Consider the following 14553-nt stretch of genomic DNA (forward strand, 5'->3'; position numbering starts at 1 on the left):
TCCCTGTCGCTCATGCGGACCAGCCGAAGTGGTCCAGCGGGCCGCGTCCCGCGCCCAGCTCCCAGGTCCGCGCGCCGGTCAGCGCGCGGGTGACGTACTCCTTGGCGGCCGCCACCGCGACCGGCACCGCGTCGCCCGCGGCGAGCCGGACCGCGACGGCGGCCGAGAACGAACAGCCGGTGCCGTGGTTGTGCCGGGTGTCCACCCGGGGCGCGCGCAGCAGCCGCGTGGTCCCGCCGCCGGCGAGCACGTCCACCGACTCGCCGTCGGCGTCCACGTCGCCGCCGGTCACCACCACGAACGCCGGTCCGCGCGCCGCCAGCGCCTCGGCCGCCGCGACCATCTCCTCGACGGTGCCCACCGGGCCTCCGGTGAGGGCCGCGGCCTCCGCGCAGTTCGGTGTCGCCACTTCCGCGTACGGCAGCAGCCGCTCGACCGCCTCCACCACGCCGAGCCGGTGCCCACTGGTGGCGACCAGGACCGGGTCGACGACCAGGTGTGGCAGCCGCCCGGCCCGGGCCGCCTCGGCCACCGCGTCGGCGACCGCGGGGGTGCCGAGCATCCCGGTCTTCACGGCGCGCACGTCGAAGTCGCCGAGGACGCTGTCCATCTGGTCGCGCACCGTCTGCGGGGGCAGCGGCAGGACGGCGTCCACGCCCCTGGTGCTCTGCGCGGTGACGGCGGTGAGCACTGTGGTGCCGTACGCCCCGAGCGCGGCGAACGTCTTGAGGTCGGCCTGGATGCCCGCTCCCGCTCCGGAGTCGGAGCCGGCGATGCTGAGAACTGATTTCGGCGTCACGTGTCTTCTCCGGTGGTTGCGGTTTGGGGCTGCGGCCGACCGTGCCCACTCCGGGCGGTCAGGCTTGATCCCTCCGTGGTCACGGTCGGCCGCAGCCCTTCTCGTGCAGGCCTTCGTCGGATCGCGCGGGGTGGGTGCGCGCCACACGGATGGCCGCCTCCTGGAAGGCGCTGCCCAGCGTGGTGGCGGTTTCGGTGGGGTCCGGGGCGCGCATGATGGCGCCCAGGACTGCTACTCCGGTGGCGCCCGCCTCTACGCATGCACTGACCTGAGCTGCTGTTTCGATGCCGCCTAGTGCCAGCACGGGCACCTTCGTTGCCGCGATCAGCTCGCGCAGTCCATCGGGGTGCAGGGGTGGGCCGTAGCCGGGCTTCGTCCTTGTCTCGTAGACCGGGGACAGCGTCGCGTAGTGCTCGGTGGTGAGCCGGGCCAGCTCGGCGGTGTCGTGGCAGGAGCGGCCGACGAGCCCGACGGCGGGCGGCGGGTACGGGCCGGCGGCGGGCAGGTGCACCGCATCCCCGTCGAGCGGATCGGGTCCGGCGACGATCAGCGTGCCGTCCACCTCGGCGAGGACGGCACGGAGGTCGGCGGCGAGCGCGAGACGTTCGGCGCGCGGCAGGTCCTTCTCCCGCAGCACCACCCAGCGCACTCCCCCGCCGACGGCACCCGCGACCACGTCGACGAGCGCCCCCCGAGCGACGCGCCGATCGGTCAACAGCACAACCCCGCTCGGCCCGCCCTGGATCTTGGTACGCGGCCGCCCTTCCACGGGCGCCTCCGTACCAAGATCCGCAACGCGTACGGCGGTCACAGGTCGGGCCGCCCCTCGTCGGGGGTGGACGGCAGGGCGTGGAAGCGGCGGGTGATGCGGCCCGCGCCGTACGCCAGGCGGCCGGCCTCGACCGCGTACCGCATCGCGGTGGCCATCGCCACCGGGTCGGCGGCCCGGGTCACGGCGCTCGCCAGCAGCACCGCGTCGCAGCCCAGCTCCATGGCGAGCGCCGCGTCGGAGGCGGTGCCGATGCCCGCGTCCAGCACCACCGGCACGTCGACGGCCGCCCGGATCAGCCGGATGTGGTGCGGGTTGCCGATGCCCAGCCCGGAGCCGATCGGCGACCCGGCCGGCATCACCGCCGCGCAGCCCACGTCGGCCAGCCGCCGGGCCAGCACCGGATCGTCCGAGGTGTACGGCAGCACGGTGAACCCGTCGGCCACCAGTTCCTCGGCGGCGCGCAGCAGCTCCACCCCGTCGGGCAGGAGCGTGCGCTCGTCGCCGATCACCTCCAGCTTCACCCAGTCGGTGTCGAACGCCTCCCGGGCCAGGTGCGCCGTCTTCACCGCCTCCACCGCGGTGCGGCAGCCGGCCGTGTTCGGCAGCAGCCGTACGCCGCACCGCTCCACCAGGTCGAGCAGGCCGCCCGACCCGCCGGGCGTGGTGTCCACCCGGCGCAGCGCCAACGTCACCAGTTCGGTGCCGGAGGCGCGGATCGCCTGCTCCAGTACGTGCAGGTTGGCCGCGCCGCCGGTGCCGAGGATGAGCCGGGAGCCGAACGTGACCCCACCGATCTCCAAGGTGGACATCCGGTCACCCGCCCTGGGTGGCGCTGAGTACCTCGACCCGGTCGCCGTCGCGCAGGACGCTCGCCGACCAGCCGCCGCGCGGCACCACCTCGCCGTTCACCGCGACCGCGAGCCCGCGCTCCCGGTCGGTGACGGTGCGGACCACCTCGGCGACGGTGACGCCCTCGGGCAGCGTCCGGCCGGTGCCGTTGACGATCAGTTCCACGTGCGCTCCTTCCCGAAGCGGTCCGGGGTGAAGGGGGCGAGCGCGGGATCCGGCTCGCCGGTGACGATCAGCTCGGTGACCAGATCGGCGGTGACCGGGGTGAGGACGATGCCGTGCCGGTGGTGACCGGTCGCCGCGAGCACGCCCGGCTGCCCGGGCAACGGCCCGATGATCGGCGCGTTGTCGGGCGTACCGGGGCGCAGCCCGGCGACGGCCTCCACCAGCTCGTACTCGACGAGTTCCGGTACCAGCTCGGCGGCGGCGCGCAGCAGTGTCAGCACGCCACCGGCGGTGACAGCGGTGTCCGCGCGCTCCTCCACAGTCGCCCCGACCACGACCTCCCCGCTGTCCCGGGGCACCAGGTAGACCGGCTCGCTGTCCGCGTACCCCCGGATCACGTGCCGGAAGCCCGGCGGACCGCCACCCGGCGCGCGCAGCCGCAGCACCTGGCCCTTGACCGGCCGGACCGGCAGGCCGGTCAGGCCCGCCGCGCCGCATCCGGCCGCGACCACAGTGACCCGCGCGTCCACCTCGGACAGCGCGCCGACGCGGGCCGGGCGCAGCTCCACGCCGGCGCGTTCCGCGGCAGTGCGCAACGCGGTGACCAGCCGCCGCGGGTCGACCTGGTGGTCGCCGGGCGCCGCAGCGCCGCGGCGCACGCGCGGCGCCAGCGCCGGCTCACGGTCGCGCAGCTCCGAGGGGCGCAGCGGCGTGATCGGCAGTCCCAGACCTCGTTGGTACGACCACAGCCGCCCCGCCTCGGCCAGGTCGTCGGCGGTGAGCCCGACGACGAGCGTGCCCTCGGTGCGGTAGCCGAGGTCGACGCCGCTCGCCTCGGTCAGCTCGGCCGCGAAGCCGGGCCAGCGGGCGGCGGACTCGACGAGCAGGGCGGTCAGCTCGTGCTCACCGAAGTACGCCTCGGCGACCGGCGACAGCATCCCGGCGGCCACCGACGAGGCACCCGACCCGGGCCGGTCGTCGTGCACCACCACGCGCAGTCCGCGCTGCGCGCACCGCCACGCGATCGCGAGTCCCACCGGCCCGGCGCCCACCACCGCCACGTCGGCCGGGCTCATCGCGTCAGCGCCCGCAGCAGCTCGGCGGTGGCGTGCGCGGGATCGGCGGCCAGGCTGAGCGCGCCGACCACCGCCACCCCGTACGCCCCGGCCGCTCGCAACGCCGGCACACTCGCGGCGGTCACCCCGCCGATCGCGATCACCGGCACGCTCACCGCCTCGGCGACCGCGCGTACCCCGTCGGGGCCGATCGGGTCCGGCAGGCCGGACTTGGTGGTGGTGGCGTGGCACGGGCCCACGCCCAGGTAGCTCGCGCCCGCCTCCACCGCCGCGCGGGCGCCCACCGGCTCCCGGGCGGTCGCGCCGAGCACCGCGTCCGGGCCGAGCACCCGGCGCGCGGCGGCGACCGGCAGGTCGTCCGTGCCGACGTGGCCCCCGGCGGCGTCCACCGCGAGCGCCACGTGCAGCCGGTCGTTGACCAGGCACTGTGCTCCGTACGGCCGGCACGCCTCGGCCACCCGGCACGCCAGCTCGTACGCCTCCCGGTCGGTGGCGTCGTCCTCCACGCGCACCTGCACGACGAGGTCGGCGCCCGCCACGGGCAGGGCGGCACGCAGCACGGCGAGCGGGTCACGCCCCGGCCGGGTGTCGGTGATGAGATGCAGTCGTCCCAGGGACAGCACGGCAACGCTCCTCCCTGCGCCGGCATTACCCGGATCAGGTTCGACGGTCGGGGGCTCCCAGCCCCCCTCTCAGCCCGGTCCGCACCGGGCTCCCGTGGGTCACTTGCGGCCTACCGTACGACGCCTTCCGCCCGTACGGAAGCCCGGGTGAGGTTTTTCCCAGGAACCAGCCGTCCGCCGGATCGGGACAGCGGGTGACCGTCCCGTCACGACACGCTGCCTGGATGTCCGTTCCCGCCCGCGTTCCGCGCCGCCTGGCGATCCTGCCGTTCCGGGGCAGCCGTGCCGTCTCCGAAGGGCTGCTCACCTGGACGATGCTGCGCGGGTCGACGTGGATCCGCCTGCTCCCGGACGTGTACGTGCACCGGGACGGACACCGCGCCGACGACCACCGGATGTGGTGCGAGGCGGTGGCGATGCGCCTGCCGCCGGGTGCCGCGCTGGCGGGACGCAGCGCCGCCTGGTTGTCCGGCGCGGACGTGCTCACCCGCGACGCGCCGGTGACGGTGCTGCTGCCGACTGCCGCTCGACTGCGATCGCACCCACGGTTGCGGGTGATCCGGTCGCCGTTGCCGGAGCGGGACCGCACCCTCGTCGGCGGTCTGCCGGTCACCACCCCACTGCGTACCGCGTTCGACCTGGGCCGACAGGGATCACTCGCCGAGGCGCTGGTCGCCGTCGACGCGCTGCTGCGTCGCCGGGTCGTGAAGCTGTCCGTCCTGCGGGCCTACGCCGCCGAGCGGCCGGGCTGGCCGGGCGCTCCGCTGCTGCGGGAGGTGCTGGCGATGGCCGAGCCGCTGAGTGAGTCCCCGATGGAGACACGCCTGCGGCTGCTCCTGCTCGACGCCGGCCTCGGCCCGCTCGTCGCCGAGCACGAGGTACGCGCCGGCGGACGCTTCGTGGCCCGGTGGACCTGGCCTGGCCGGCACTCCGTCTCGCGGTCGAGTACGACGGCGACCACCACCGGGAGCAGGCGCACTTCCGGCGGGACGTGGCGCGCCTGAACGCGCTGCGCGCAGCCGGCTGGTTGGTGCTGCGGTTCACCGCCGACGACGTGCTCCGCCGGCCCGACGCCACGGTCGCCCTGGTGCGCCAGGCCCTGGCCGAACGTCGCGCCACCGCGGCAGACCACTGATCCGCAGCCACCGCCACGAGCCTCACCTCGCCGCGCCCCGGCCCGCCACCCGCCGCCAGGCCGGTCCGGACCGCCCGAGCCGCCACGGGCGTCAGGCCGCCCGCAGACACCCATGGCGTTCCACTCGCGACTGGATCTGGCGACGAGTGGAACGCCATGGGTGTTTCAAGGCCCTTTTGACACCCACACCGTTCCACCCATCGTGAGCGCTGCCTCTGAGTGGAACGCCATGGGTGCCTCCGCGTGCGGGCGGCCACGGTGGGCGCACGCCCGCCGCGTGGGGCAAGCCCCCTCGCTCGCACGCCGACGAGCGGACGCACCTGCGACGCGCGGGCGGACCGAACACGGGTGGACCGGACGCGCGGGCGGACCGAACACGCGGACGGACCCAACGCGCGAGCGGGCGCGCCGGTGCCCGGCGGGGACGGTCAGAGGATGGCGTCCAGGGCGTCCAGGTCCTCGTCGCTGGGCTGCCAGGTGCCGGCCTCGGCGTTTGACTTCACCTGGGCCGGAGTCGTGGCGCCGGCGATCACGGACGTGACGGCGGGACGGGCGGCCAGGCCGCCGATGGCCACCTGGAGCATGGTGATGCCGCGCTCGGCCGCGTACGCCTCGATCGCCTCGATGACGTCCCAGCGCGCGGCGGCCAGCCGCTCGGCGTACCGGCCGCCACCGGCCAGGCGGCTGCCCGCCGGGGGCGCCTCGCCGCGCTTGTACTTGCCGGTGAGCAGCCCGTTGGCGAGCGGGAAGAACGGCAGCATGCCGAGGCCGAACCGCTCGCAGGCGGGGATCACCTCGTCCTCCACCCCGCGCTCCACCAGCGAGTAGTGGTTCTGCGCGGAGATGAACCGGGTACGCCCCTGCGACGACGCGGTCCAGTCGGCGTCGGCGATCTGCCAGCCGGCGAAGTTGGAGTTGCCCAGGTAGCGCACCTTGCCGGCGGTCACCAGGTCGTCCAGCGCGGCGAGCGTCTCGTCGATCGGGGTGCCCGGGTCGGGCTCGTGCATCTGGTACAGGTCGATGTGGTCGGTGCCGAGCCGGCGCAGCGACGCCTCGACCGCGCGGGCGATGTAGCGGCGGGCGCCCCGGGCGCCGTGGTCCGGCCCGTTCGCGCCGTGCATGTCCATGCCGAACTTGGTGGCCACCACCACGTCGTCGCGGCGGCCCTTGAGCGCCTGGCCGAGCAGTTCCTCGGAGGCGCCCTGCGGCTCGCCGTAGATGTCGGCGGTGTCGAAGAAGTTGATCCCGGCGTCGAGCGCGGCGTCCACCACCGCCCGGGTGCCGTCGCTGTCGAGTTTGCGGCCGAAGTTGTTGCAGCCGATACCGACCACTGACACCACGAGCCCGGAGTCGCCCAGCCGGCGATAGGTCATCTCACTCACGAGATCCACCCTATGCCCGCTGCCCGGGTGTCATCCGGGCAGCGGCAGCACCTGGTCGGCCAGCATCCGGGCGGCACCGATCGTCGCCGCCAGTTCCTCAGGGGTACGCCCCACCGCGCCCAGCAGTGCCTGCGCCCGCTCGGCGAAGTCCGGCGGCGCACCGGGCAGGCGCCCGGCGGACGCGATCATGCCCTTCTCGTTGACGAGCCACCGTCCGGCCCGGCCGTGCAGCGCGTGGACCAGCACGCCGACCACCCGGAACAGGCAGCCGGCCACGTAGCCGGCGTCGCCCCCTGCCGCGCCCTTCGCCGCGCCGTCGAGCAGCAGCCCGGTCTCCCAGCCGCCGGCGACCAGCGCGGCGCCGAGCGCGGGCGGGTAGTCGACGGTCTCGGCCCGCAGCGCGGTCAGTTCGCCGGTCGGGTCGCCGAGCACCCGCCCGAGCGCCACCTCCCCGGCGTACGCGTGCGAGTAGAAGCCGAGCGGATGCCCGGCCTGCGCCTCGACCGTGTAGCGGCCGGCCCGGCAGTCCGCCCAGACCCGGTGCACCCGGTCAAGGTCGCGGTAGATCCAGTCCACCGCGACGCCGCCGACGCGCAGCCAGCCGCCCCCGTCGACCCACGGACCCCAGCCGCCCGGGGCGGTGAGGTCCACCGGCCCGTCGGCGATCGAGGCGGCCACCGCGCGCAGCCCGGCCAGGTCCGGCGCGCCCCGGTAGTAGAGGCCCAGGTCCCAGTCGGAGTCGGGCCGATGGTCGCCGCGGGCCCGGCTGCCGCCGAGCGCCACCGCCACCACGCCGTCCACCGCGCACAGCCGGTCGGCCAGGTCCCTGTCGATCACCCCACGTCCCAGACCGGCTCCGGCGTCTCCACCACGTCGCCGTCGCCCCGGAACAGCACGAACCGGTCGAAGGTACGGGTGAACCACCTGTCGTGGGTCACCGCGACCACAGTCCCCTCGAACGCGGTCAGCCCGGCCTCCAGCGCCTCGGCCGAGGCCAGGTCGAGGTTGTCGGTGGGCTCGTCGAGCAGCAGCAGCGTGGCCCCGGACAGCTCCAGCAGCAGCACCAGGAACCGGGCCTGCTGCCCGCCGGAGAGCGTGCCGAACCGCTGGTCGCCCTGGCCGGCGAGCTCGTACCGGGACAGCGCCGCCATGGCCGCGTGCCGGTCCATGCCGGCGCGGTGGTCGTCGCCGCGCCACAGCACCTCGACGAGCGTCTTCGCCATCAATTCCGGCCGGTCGTGGGTCTGCGAGAAGTGCCCGGGCCGCACCCGCGCGCCGAGCCGCACCACGCCGCCGTGGGCGACGGGTGCGAGCGTGCCGGCGCCGTCGACGGGGGTGTTGCCCGGCTCGGGGTCGGTGCCGCCGCGGGCCAGCAGGCGCAGGAAGTGCGACTTGCCGGTGCCGTTCGCGCCGAGCACCGCGACCCGGTCGCCGTACCAGAGTTCCAGGTCGAACGGGTACGTCAGGCCGTCCAGCTCCAACTGCTCGGCGATCACCGCGCGCTTGCCGGTCCGCCCGCCGGTCAGGCGCATCCGGATGTCCTGGTCCTTCGGGGGTACGGGCGGCGGCCCGGCCTCCTCGAACTTGCGCAACCGGGTCTGCGCGGCCTGGTAGCGGGACGCCATCCCGTCGTTGTACGCGGCCTTCTGCTTGTACATCAGCATCAGCTCGCGCAGCTTCTGGTGTTCCTCGTCCCAGCGCTTGCGCAGCTCGTCGAGGCGGGCGTGCCGGGCCACCCGCGCGGAGTGCCAGCTCGCGAAGCCGCCCGGGTGCACCCAGGCGCTGCCGCCCTCCACCGCGACGACCCGGTCGGCGGTCTGCGCCAGCAGTTCCCGGTCGTGCGACACGTAGAGCACGGATTTGCCCGACTCGCGCAGCCGCGCCTCCAGCCAGCGTTTGCCGGGTACGTCGAGGAAGTTGTCCGGCTCGTCGAGCAGCAGCACCTCGTCGGGGCCGCGCAGCAGCAGTTCCAGCGCGAAGCGTTTCTGCTGGCCGCCGGAGAGCGTGCGGACCTGCCGGTCCCGGGCGCTGTCCCAGGACAGGTCCAGCACGATGGTGGCGACGGTGTCGAAGAGGACCTCCGCGTCGTACCCGCCGGTCTCGCCCCAGGCGGCGAGCGCCTCGGCGTACGCGAGCTGGGTCTTGGCGGCGGCGGAGCTGTACTTGCCGCGGACCTCGGCCGCCCGCATGGCCGCCTCGGTCTCGGCGAGCCGCCGCCCGGCGTCGCGCAGCGCCGGCGGCGCCAGCGACAAGGCGAGGTCGGCGAGCGTGGACTCGTCGCCGATCATGCCGATGAACTGCCGCATCACGCCCAGCCCACCGGAGCGCGCGATCGCGCCGGTCTTCAGCGGCAGGTCACCGGCGACCATCCGCAGCAGCGTGGTCTTGCCGGCGCCGTTCGGGCCGACCAGCGCCACCTTGGCACCCTCACCGACCCGGAACGACACGTCGCTGAACAGCTCACGCCCGTCCGGGAGGATGTGCCCCGCTCCTGCCACGTCCACGTATCCCACGCGGGCATCCTGCCCGAGCCGGGTCGGTGGACGACACCGGATTACCGGGTGACCCGCAGCACCCGGTAGCCCTTCTGGCTGGCGTGCCGCTCGACGGACCAGCCCTGCTCGACCAGCCAGCGGTGCAGCGAGTCGCCGCCGAGGTGCCGGGCGACGACCAGCCAGGCCACGCCGTCCGGGGCGAGGCGGGGCAGCCAGCGCAGCAGCAGGCCGTGCAGTTCCGGTTTGCCGATGTGGATCGGCGGGTTGGACCAGATCTGGGCGAACGTGACGTCGTCCGGCAGTTCGTCGGGCGCGACGGCGCGTACCCGGTCGGCGGCGCCGACCCTTGCCGCGTTGTCGGTGGTGAGGGCGCGGGCGCGCTCGTTGACGTCCACGGCCCAGACGGTGGCGTTCGGCGCGACAGTGGCGAGGACGCAGGTGATCGGGCCGAAGCCGCAGCCGATGTCGAGCAGCGCGCCGGTGACGTCGGCGGCCGGCAGGTCGGCCTTGCGCAGCAGGACGGCGGTGCCCGGGTCGAGCCGGTCGGCGGAGAAGACGCCACCGGCCGAGCCGAGTGTGTAGTCGCGCCCGGCGACGGTGAACTCGACCTCGCGCGGGCGGGCCGGGGTCGAGGGTTCAGCGGTGAAGTAGTGGTCGCCGGTCACGCAGGCATTCTCGCACCGGGCTAAGGCGGTTCCGGCGACGGTGTCACGGGCGGAGCCGGACGCCACTCCGCCAGAATTTCCCGATATTACCCCTGAAAGGGACAATCAGTCCTACTCTATGCCACATGGTGTACCGGTACGAGTCCGATGAGGACGCCTTCCTGGAGTACCCGAAGCCCGGGTCGGCCCCGAACGGGCCCGCAGCCACGCCTCCGCCCGCGGGTCCGTCACGCTCCCGCTTCCCCACGCCGTCGCTGCCCCCGCCGCCGCGCCCGCAACCGGCGCTGCCGGCGGCCGGCGCGGCCGAGCAGGCCGACCCCGACGGGCAGGCGGTGGCGGACGACGCCCGCGCACCCGTTCCGGCACCACCGGCCCCGGCGCCGACACCCGGACGGCCCGCGCCACCACGGGAACCCTCCCCGGTGCCGCAGCCCGCGCCGCCCATGCCCGCACCCGTGCCGGCGGCGGTGAACCGGCCGACGGTGCCGATCCCGGCCAGCCCCACCGCCCGCGCCGCCGACGTCTCCGAGCTGCCCCGGACCCGGCGCGCCGAGCGCCGCGGCGGCGGCCGGTTCTGGCAGACGCTCGTCGGCGGTGCCGCCGTCCTGCTGCTGCTCTCGCTCACCGGGCTGGCAGTCGCGGCCCTGCTCGACGAACGCACCGCCACGCCCCCGGCCGGCCGGCCGACCCCGCAGCCGACCGAGTCCAGCACCCCGTCCGGTGCCACCGACCTGGACTCCCGGGACACCGACCAGGCGTCGCTCACCGCCAAGGAGGTCTTCCCGACGAAGGATCTGGTGGTCACCGACGGGAAGCCCGCGTACCGGGTGCTGAAGACCCAGGCCAGCACGAAGTGCCAGGTCGCGGCCACCGGCGAGATCGCCGACCTGCTGGTCCGGCTCGGCTGCAACCAGGTCGTGCGGGGCACGCTCCGCTCCGCCGACGGCGACCACCTGATCACCGCCGGTCTGTTCAACCTCACCGACGTGGCCACCGCCCAGCGCGTACGCGACCGCATCCGGCCGCTGCTCGACGCGCGCCAGGGACGGTTCCGCGGCATGGCGGCCGGCGACGACACCGAGGCGGTGGAACGGGCCGCGGCCCGGGTCGCCTGGCAGGTACGCGGACACTACGTCGCCTACTGCCTGGTCACCCGCGCCGACGGGGAACGTATTGGGAGCGACGACGCGACCGCCCGCGAGATCATGTACGACATGGTCGAGCTGCACCTCAACCGGGGTGTGCTGGACCGTCGCGCGGCGGCCGGAACGGCCGGGCAGCCCGACGCCGAATCGGCCGGGGACAGCGCCGGTCAGCGGGGCACGGACTGAGCCGCGCTCAGCCCTCGGCCACCGGCACCCGCAACCGGCGGGTCTCCTCGGCACGGCGGGCGTACTCGGCCGGGTCGGCCGGGTAGCCCACAGCGACCAGGGCGAGCCCGTGCGCCGGCGCCACTGTCACCTCGCTGGAGCGCTCACGCCGGGTCAGCAGGCCGGCCGGCCACTCGACCGGACGCCGCCCGTCGCCCGCCACCAGCATCGCCCCGACCAGGCTGCGCACCATGTTCTGGCAGAACGCGTCGGCCTGCACGGTGGCGACCAGGATCCCGTCCGGGTCGCGCCGCCAGTCCAGCCGGGTCACCTCGCGCAGCGTGGTGGCGTTCTCCTTGCGCCGGCAGTACGCGGCGAAGTCGTGCTCGCCCACCAGGCCGGCGGCGGAGGCGTTGAGCGCCGCCAGATCCAGCGGCTTCGGCCAGGCCAGGGTGTCCCCGCGGCGCAGCGGCTCGGCGCCCCACGGGGCGTCGGTGACCCGGTACTCGTAGCGCCGGAACGTGGCCGAGAACCGGGCGTCGAAGTCGGCGGGCACCTCGGTCATCGCGCGTACCCGGGCGTCAGGCGGCAGGAGCCGGGCCAGCCGGCGCAGCAGCCGCCCCTCGTGCTCCCGCCACACGGGAGTCGGCAGGTCGAGGTGGCAGACCTGCCCGGTGGCGTGCACCCCGGCGTCGGTACGCCCGGCCACCGTCAGGCCGGTCACCGTGCCCGCGCCGAGCACCAGGTCCAGCGTCTGCATGAGCACACCCGCGACGGTGCGCCGGGTCGGCTGGGGCGCCCAGCCGGAGAAGTCGGTGCCGTCGTACGAGACGTCCAGCCGCAGCCGGGTCCGCTCGTCCACCTCGTACCTCCTGTCGACGGCGACGGGCCCGGCACCCCCGAGGGGATGCCGGGCCCGGTCGAGCCTGATCTCAGGCCTTGTCGTTCTCGGTGGCCTCGTCGCTGTCCTCACGGGCGGCGGCGGTGTCACCCGACGCGGAGACCGGCGCCTCGGCGTCCTGGTCACCGGCGCTGGAGCGCGGGGTCTCCTCGGCCGGGGCCAGGGCCTCGACCTTGTCCTGCTGGGCGGCCTTGCGGGCGGCGGTCTTCTTGTTCGCCTTCGGCTCGGCGACCTGAAGCTCCTCCACCAGCTCGATGATCGCCATCGGAGCGGCGTCACCCTTGCGCGGACCGGTCTTCACGATCCGGGTGTAGCCACCGTTGCGGTTGGCGTACCGGGGCGCGATCTGGTCGAACAGGGCGTAGACCACGTCCTTGTCCTTGACGACGCCCAGCACGCGGCGGCGCGAGGCGAGGTCGCCGCGCTTGGCCTTGGTGATGAGCTGCTCGGCCAGCGGACGCAGCCGCCGGGCCTTCGTCTCGGTGGTCTGGATCTTGCCGTGCTGGAACAGCGCAGTGGCCAGGTTGGCCAGCATCAGCCGCTCGTGCGCGGGGCTGCCGCCGAGGCGGGGGCCCTTGGTGGGCGTGGGCATGCTTGGTGCTCCTCAGGTGTGGCGGCAGCGCGGACTAGAGCTGCTCGGTCTCGCGGTAGTCGTCGGTGTCGTAGTCCGCCTCGCCGAAGGCGTCCACGACGTGCGCCGGGTCGAAGTTCGGAGCCGAGTCCTTCAGCCCCAGGCCCATCCCGGCGAGCTTCATCTTGACCTCGTCGATCGACTTCTGACCGAAGTTGCGGATGTCGAGGAGGTCGGCCTCGGTACGCCCGATGAGCTCACCAACGGAGTTGATGCCCTCGCGCTTGAGGCAGTTGTAGGAGCGGACGGTGAGGTCCAGCTCCTCGATCGGCAGGGCCAGGTCCGCCGCCAGCTGGGCGTCCTGCGGGGACGGCCCGATGTCGATGCCCTCGGCGGTCTCGTCCAGCTCCCGGGCCAGCCCGAACAGCTCCACCAGCGTCGAGCCGGCCGAGGCCAGCGCGGTACGCGGGCCCATCGACGGCTTGGTCTCGACGTCGATGATGAGCCGGTCGAAGTCGGTCCGCTGCTCGACACGGGTCGCCTCGACCCGGTACGTCACCTTGAGCACCGGCGAGTAGATCGAGTCGACCGGGATCCGGCCGATCTCGGCGCCCGCCTGCTTGTTCTGCGCCGCCGTGACGTAGCCGCGACCCCGCTCGACGGTCAGCTCCATGTCGAGCCGGCCCTTGCCGTTGAGGGTGGCGAGCTTCAGGTCCGGGTTGTGCACCGAGACACCGGCCGGGGGCTGGATGTCACCGGCGGTCACGTCGCCCGGGCCCTGCTTGCGCAGGTACATGCTGACCGGCTCGTCGTGCTCGGAGCTGACGCACAGCTCCTTGATGTTCATGACGAGCTCGACCACGTCCTCCTTGACACCGGGGATCGTGGTGAACTCGTGCAGCACACCGTCGATCTTGATCGAGGTGACCGCCGCGCCCGGGATCGAGGACAGCAGCGTACGCCGGAGCGAGTTGCCCAGCGTGTAGCCGAAGCCGGGCTCCAGCGGCTCGATGGTGAACCGGGAGCGGGTCTCGTTGATCGACTCTTCGGAGAGAGACGGTCGCTGGCTGATGAGCATCTTTTCTCTTCTCTTCCGGGGCGCCCGCTATTTGACGCCCACGACACAACTGTTCCGGTGGCCCGCCCCGGAGGACGGGCCACCGCAACGAGCCCTTACTTGGAGTAGAGCTCGACGATCAGCTGCTCCTGGACCTGGGTGTCGATCACCTGGCGGGCCGGGAGCGAGTGCACGAGGATCTTCATCTGGCTCGGGATCGCCTCCAGCCACGCCGGAACGGTCCGCGAGCCGGCCTCACCCTGCGCCACGAGGAACGGGGTGAGCTCCTTGCTCTTCGCACGCACCTCGACGATGTCGTGCTCCTTGACGCGGTACGACGGGATGTCGACCTTCTTGCCGTTCACCGTGAAGTGGCCGTGCTTGACCAGCTGACGGGCCATGTCCCGGGACTTGGCGTAGCCGGCCCGGTAGACCACGTTGTCCAGCCGCGACTCGAGGATCTGCAGCAGGACCTCGCCGGTCTTGGCCTCCTTGCTCACGGCCTCTTCGTAGTAGCCGCGGAACTGCTTCTCCAGCACGCCGTAGACACGACGGGCCTTCTGCTTCTCACGGAGCTGGAGCAGGTACTCCGTCTCCTTCGTGCGGCCGCGGCCGTGCTGCCCGGGCGGGAACGGCCGGGACTCGAACGGGCACTTCGGACCATCGCACTTGCTGCCCTTGAGGAACAGCTTCATCTTCTCCCGCCGGCAACGGCGGCAGTCAGCACCGGTGTAACGAGCCATCTCTCTCTAA

General features: G+C 73.9%; 17 protein-coding genes and 1 riboswitch. Of the genes, 3 read left to right on the forward strand and 14 right to left on the reverse strand.

Going from position 1 to position 14553, the window contains the following annotated elements:
- Positions 1-10: 10 nt before the first annotated feature.
- From thiD to thiE, 6 genes are all read right to left on the reverse strand, one after another.
- Positions 11-799, reverse strand: a complete 789-nt coding sequence (thiD, locus tag CLT75_RS20505; RefSeq protein ID WP_135242061.1) for a bifunctional hydroxymethylpyrimidine kinase/phosphomethylpyrimidine kinase — start codon at positions 797-799, stop codon at positions 11-13.
- 79 nt (positions 800-878) lie between these two features.
- Positions 879-1544 carry a thiamine phosphate synthase gene (locus CLT75_RS20510; RefSeq protein WP_135244074.1) on the reverse strand — a complete coding sequence of 222 codons (666 nt, stop codon included), beginning with the start codon at positions 1542-1544 and terminating at the stop codon, positions 879-881.
- Between the two features lie 62 nt (positions 1545-1606).
- Complete coding sequence (locus CLT75_RS20515; protein WP_135242062.1) at positions 1607-2380, reverse strand: thiazole synthase; 774 nt, start codon at positions 2378-2380, stop codon at positions 1607-1609.
- Between the two features lie 4 nt (positions 2381-2384).
- Positions 2385-2585 (reverse strand): sulfur carrier protein ThiS, encoded by a 201-nt coding sequence (thiS, locus tag CLT75_RS20520; RefSeq protein WP_013288601.1) that lies wholly within the window; start codon positions 2583-2585, stop codon positions 2385-2387.
- Entirely contained in the window at positions 2576-3661 is a 1086-nt protein-coding gene (gene thiO / locus CLT75_RS20525) for a glycine oxidase ThiO (protein ID WP_135242063.1), read from the reverse strand. Before thiO ends, thiS begins: the two co-directional genes overlap by 10 nt.
- Complete coding sequence (gene thiE / locus CLT75_RS20530) at positions 3658-4281, reverse strand: thiamine phosphate synthase (RefSeq protein WP_486485358.1); 624 nt, start codon at positions 4279-4281, stop codon at positions 3658-3660. Before thiE ends, thiO begins: the two co-directional genes overlap by 4 nt.
- Positions 4279-4390: riboswitch (TPP riboswitch) on the reverse strand. It overlaps the preceding gene by 3 nt.
- A gap of 118 nt (positions 4391-4508) precedes the next feature.
- On the opposite strand from thiE, the gene CLT75_RS20535 reads away from it, so the two are divergent.
- Together CLT75_RS20535 and CLT75_RS33400 are read left to right on the forward strand one after the other, a co-directional pair.
- Positions 4509-5288 (forward strand): DUF559 domain-containing protein, encoded by a 780-nt coding sequence (locus CLT75_RS20535; RefSeq protein WP_486485230.1) that lies wholly within the window; start codon positions 4509-4511, stop codon positions 5286-5288.
- The gene (locus tag CLT75_RS33400) at positions 5192-5419 is read left to right on the forward strand and encodes an endonuclease domain-containing protein (protein ID WP_486485231.1); all 228 of its coding nucleotides are present in this window, start codon (positions 5192-5194) and stop codon (positions 5417-5419) included. Before CLT75_RS20535 ends, CLT75_RS33400 begins: the two co-directional genes overlap by 97 nt.
- 428 nt (positions 5420-5847) lie before the next feature.
- On the opposite strand, the gene CLT75_RS20540 is transcribed toward CLT75_RS33400, so the two are convergent.
- The 4 genes from CLT75_RS20540 to CLT75_RS20555 are packed head-to-tail and all read right to left on the reverse strand — an operon-like array spanning position 5848 to position 9961.
- On the reverse strand, positions 5848-6810 hold the full coding sequence (locus tag CLT75_RS20540; protein WP_209310360.1) for an aldo/keto reductase: 963 nt from the start codon (positions 6808-6810) through the stop codon (positions 5848-5850).
- Positions 6811-6831: 21 nt separating this feature from the next.
- Positions 6832-7638, reverse strand: coding sequence for a nucleotidyltransferase domain-containing protein (locus CLT75_RS20545; RefSeq protein ID WP_135242065.1), 807 nt, complete (start codon positions 7636-7638; stop codon positions 6832-6834).
- Entirely contained in the window at positions 7635-9314 is a 1680-nt protein-coding gene (locus CLT75_RS20550) for an ATP-binding cassette domain-containing protein (protein ID WP_135242066.1), read from the reverse strand. Before CLT75_RS20550 ends, CLT75_RS20545 begins: the two co-directional genes overlap by 4 nt.
- Before the next feature lie 41 nt (positions 9315-9355).
- The gene (locus CLT75_RS20555) at positions 9356-9961 is read right to left on the reverse strand and encodes a methyltransferase (RefSeq protein ID WP_135242067.1); all 606 of its coding nucleotides are present in this window, start codon (positions 9959-9961) and stop codon (positions 9356-9358) included.
- Positions 9962-10086: 125 nt separating this feature from the next.
- On the opposite strand from CLT75_RS20555, the gene CLT75_RS20560 reads away from it, so the two are divergent.
- The gene (locus CLT75_RS20560; RefSeq protein ID WP_486485232.1) at positions 10087-11292 is read left to right on the forward strand and encodes a hypothetical protein; all 1206 of its coding nucleotides are present in this window, start codon (positions 10087-10089) and stop codon (positions 11290-11292) included.
- 7 nt (positions 11293-11299) lie between these two features.
- Here the strand turns inward: CLT75_RS20560 and truA are convergent, their stop codons facing one another.
- The 4 genes from truA to rpsD form a co-directional block, all read right to left on the reverse strand.
- Positions 11300-12133, reverse strand: coding sequence for a tRNA pseudouridine(38-40) synthase TruA (gene truA / locus CLT75_RS20565; RefSeq protein ID WP_135242068.1), 834 nt, complete (start codon positions 12131-12133; stop codon positions 11300-11302).
- Between the two features lie 70 nt (positions 12134-12203).
- A complete protein-coding gene (gene rplQ, locus CLT75_RS20570; RefSeq protein ID WP_013288611.1) occupies positions 12204-12764 on the reverse strand; it encodes a 50S ribosomal protein L17 in 561 nt (186 codons plus the stop codon).
- Between the two features lie 34 nt (positions 12765-12798).
- Positions 12799-13821 carry a DNA-directed RNA polymerase subunit alpha gene (locus tag CLT75_RS20575; protein WP_007073009.1) on the reverse strand — a complete coding sequence of 341 codons (1023 nt, stop codon included), beginning with the start codon at positions 13819-13821 and terminating at the stop codon, positions 12799-12801.
- A 95-nt stretch (positions 13822-13916) separates the two neighbouring features.
- On the reverse strand, positions 13917-14543 hold the full coding sequence (gene rpsD, locus CLT75_RS20580; protein ID WP_073828936.1) for a 30S ribosomal protein S4: 627 nt from the start codon (positions 14541-14543) through the stop codon (positions 13917-13919).
- Between the last annotated feature and the right edge of the window lie 10 nt (positions 14544-14553).

This window comes from Micromonospora sp. CNZ285, assembly GCF_004637285.1.

Bases quoted from the DNA above. Each gene is read 5' to 3' on its own strand.
- CLT75_RS20515 (WP_135242062.1), bottom strand. From the start codon at position 2,380: ATGTCCACCTTGGAGATCGGTGGGGTCACGTTCGGCTCCCGGCTCATC.
- thiO (WP_135242063.1), bottom strand. From the start codon at position 3,661: ATGAGCCCGGCCGACGTGGCGGTGGTGGGCGCCGGGCCGGTGGGACTC.
- CLT75_RS20535 (WP_486485230.1), top strand. From the start codon at position 4,509: ATGTCCGTTCCCGCCCGCGTTCCGCGCCGCCTGGCGATCCTGCCGTTC.
- CLT75_RS20560 (WP_486485232.1), top strand. From the start codon at position 10,087: ATGGTGTACCGGTACGAGTCCGATGAGGACGCCTTCCTGGAGTACCCG.
- rplQ (WP_013288611.1), bottom strand. From the start codon at position 12,764: ATGCCCACGCCCACCAAGGGCCCCCGCCTCGGCGGCAGCCCCGCGCAC.
- CLT75_RS20575 (WP_007073009.1), bottom strand. From the start codon at position 13,821: ATGCTCATCAGCCAGCGACCGTCTCTCTCCGAAGAGTCGATCAACGAG.
- rpsD (WP_073828936.1), bottom strand. From the start codon at position 14,543: ATGGCTCGTTACACCGGTGCTGACTGCCGCCGTTGCCGGCGGGAGAAG.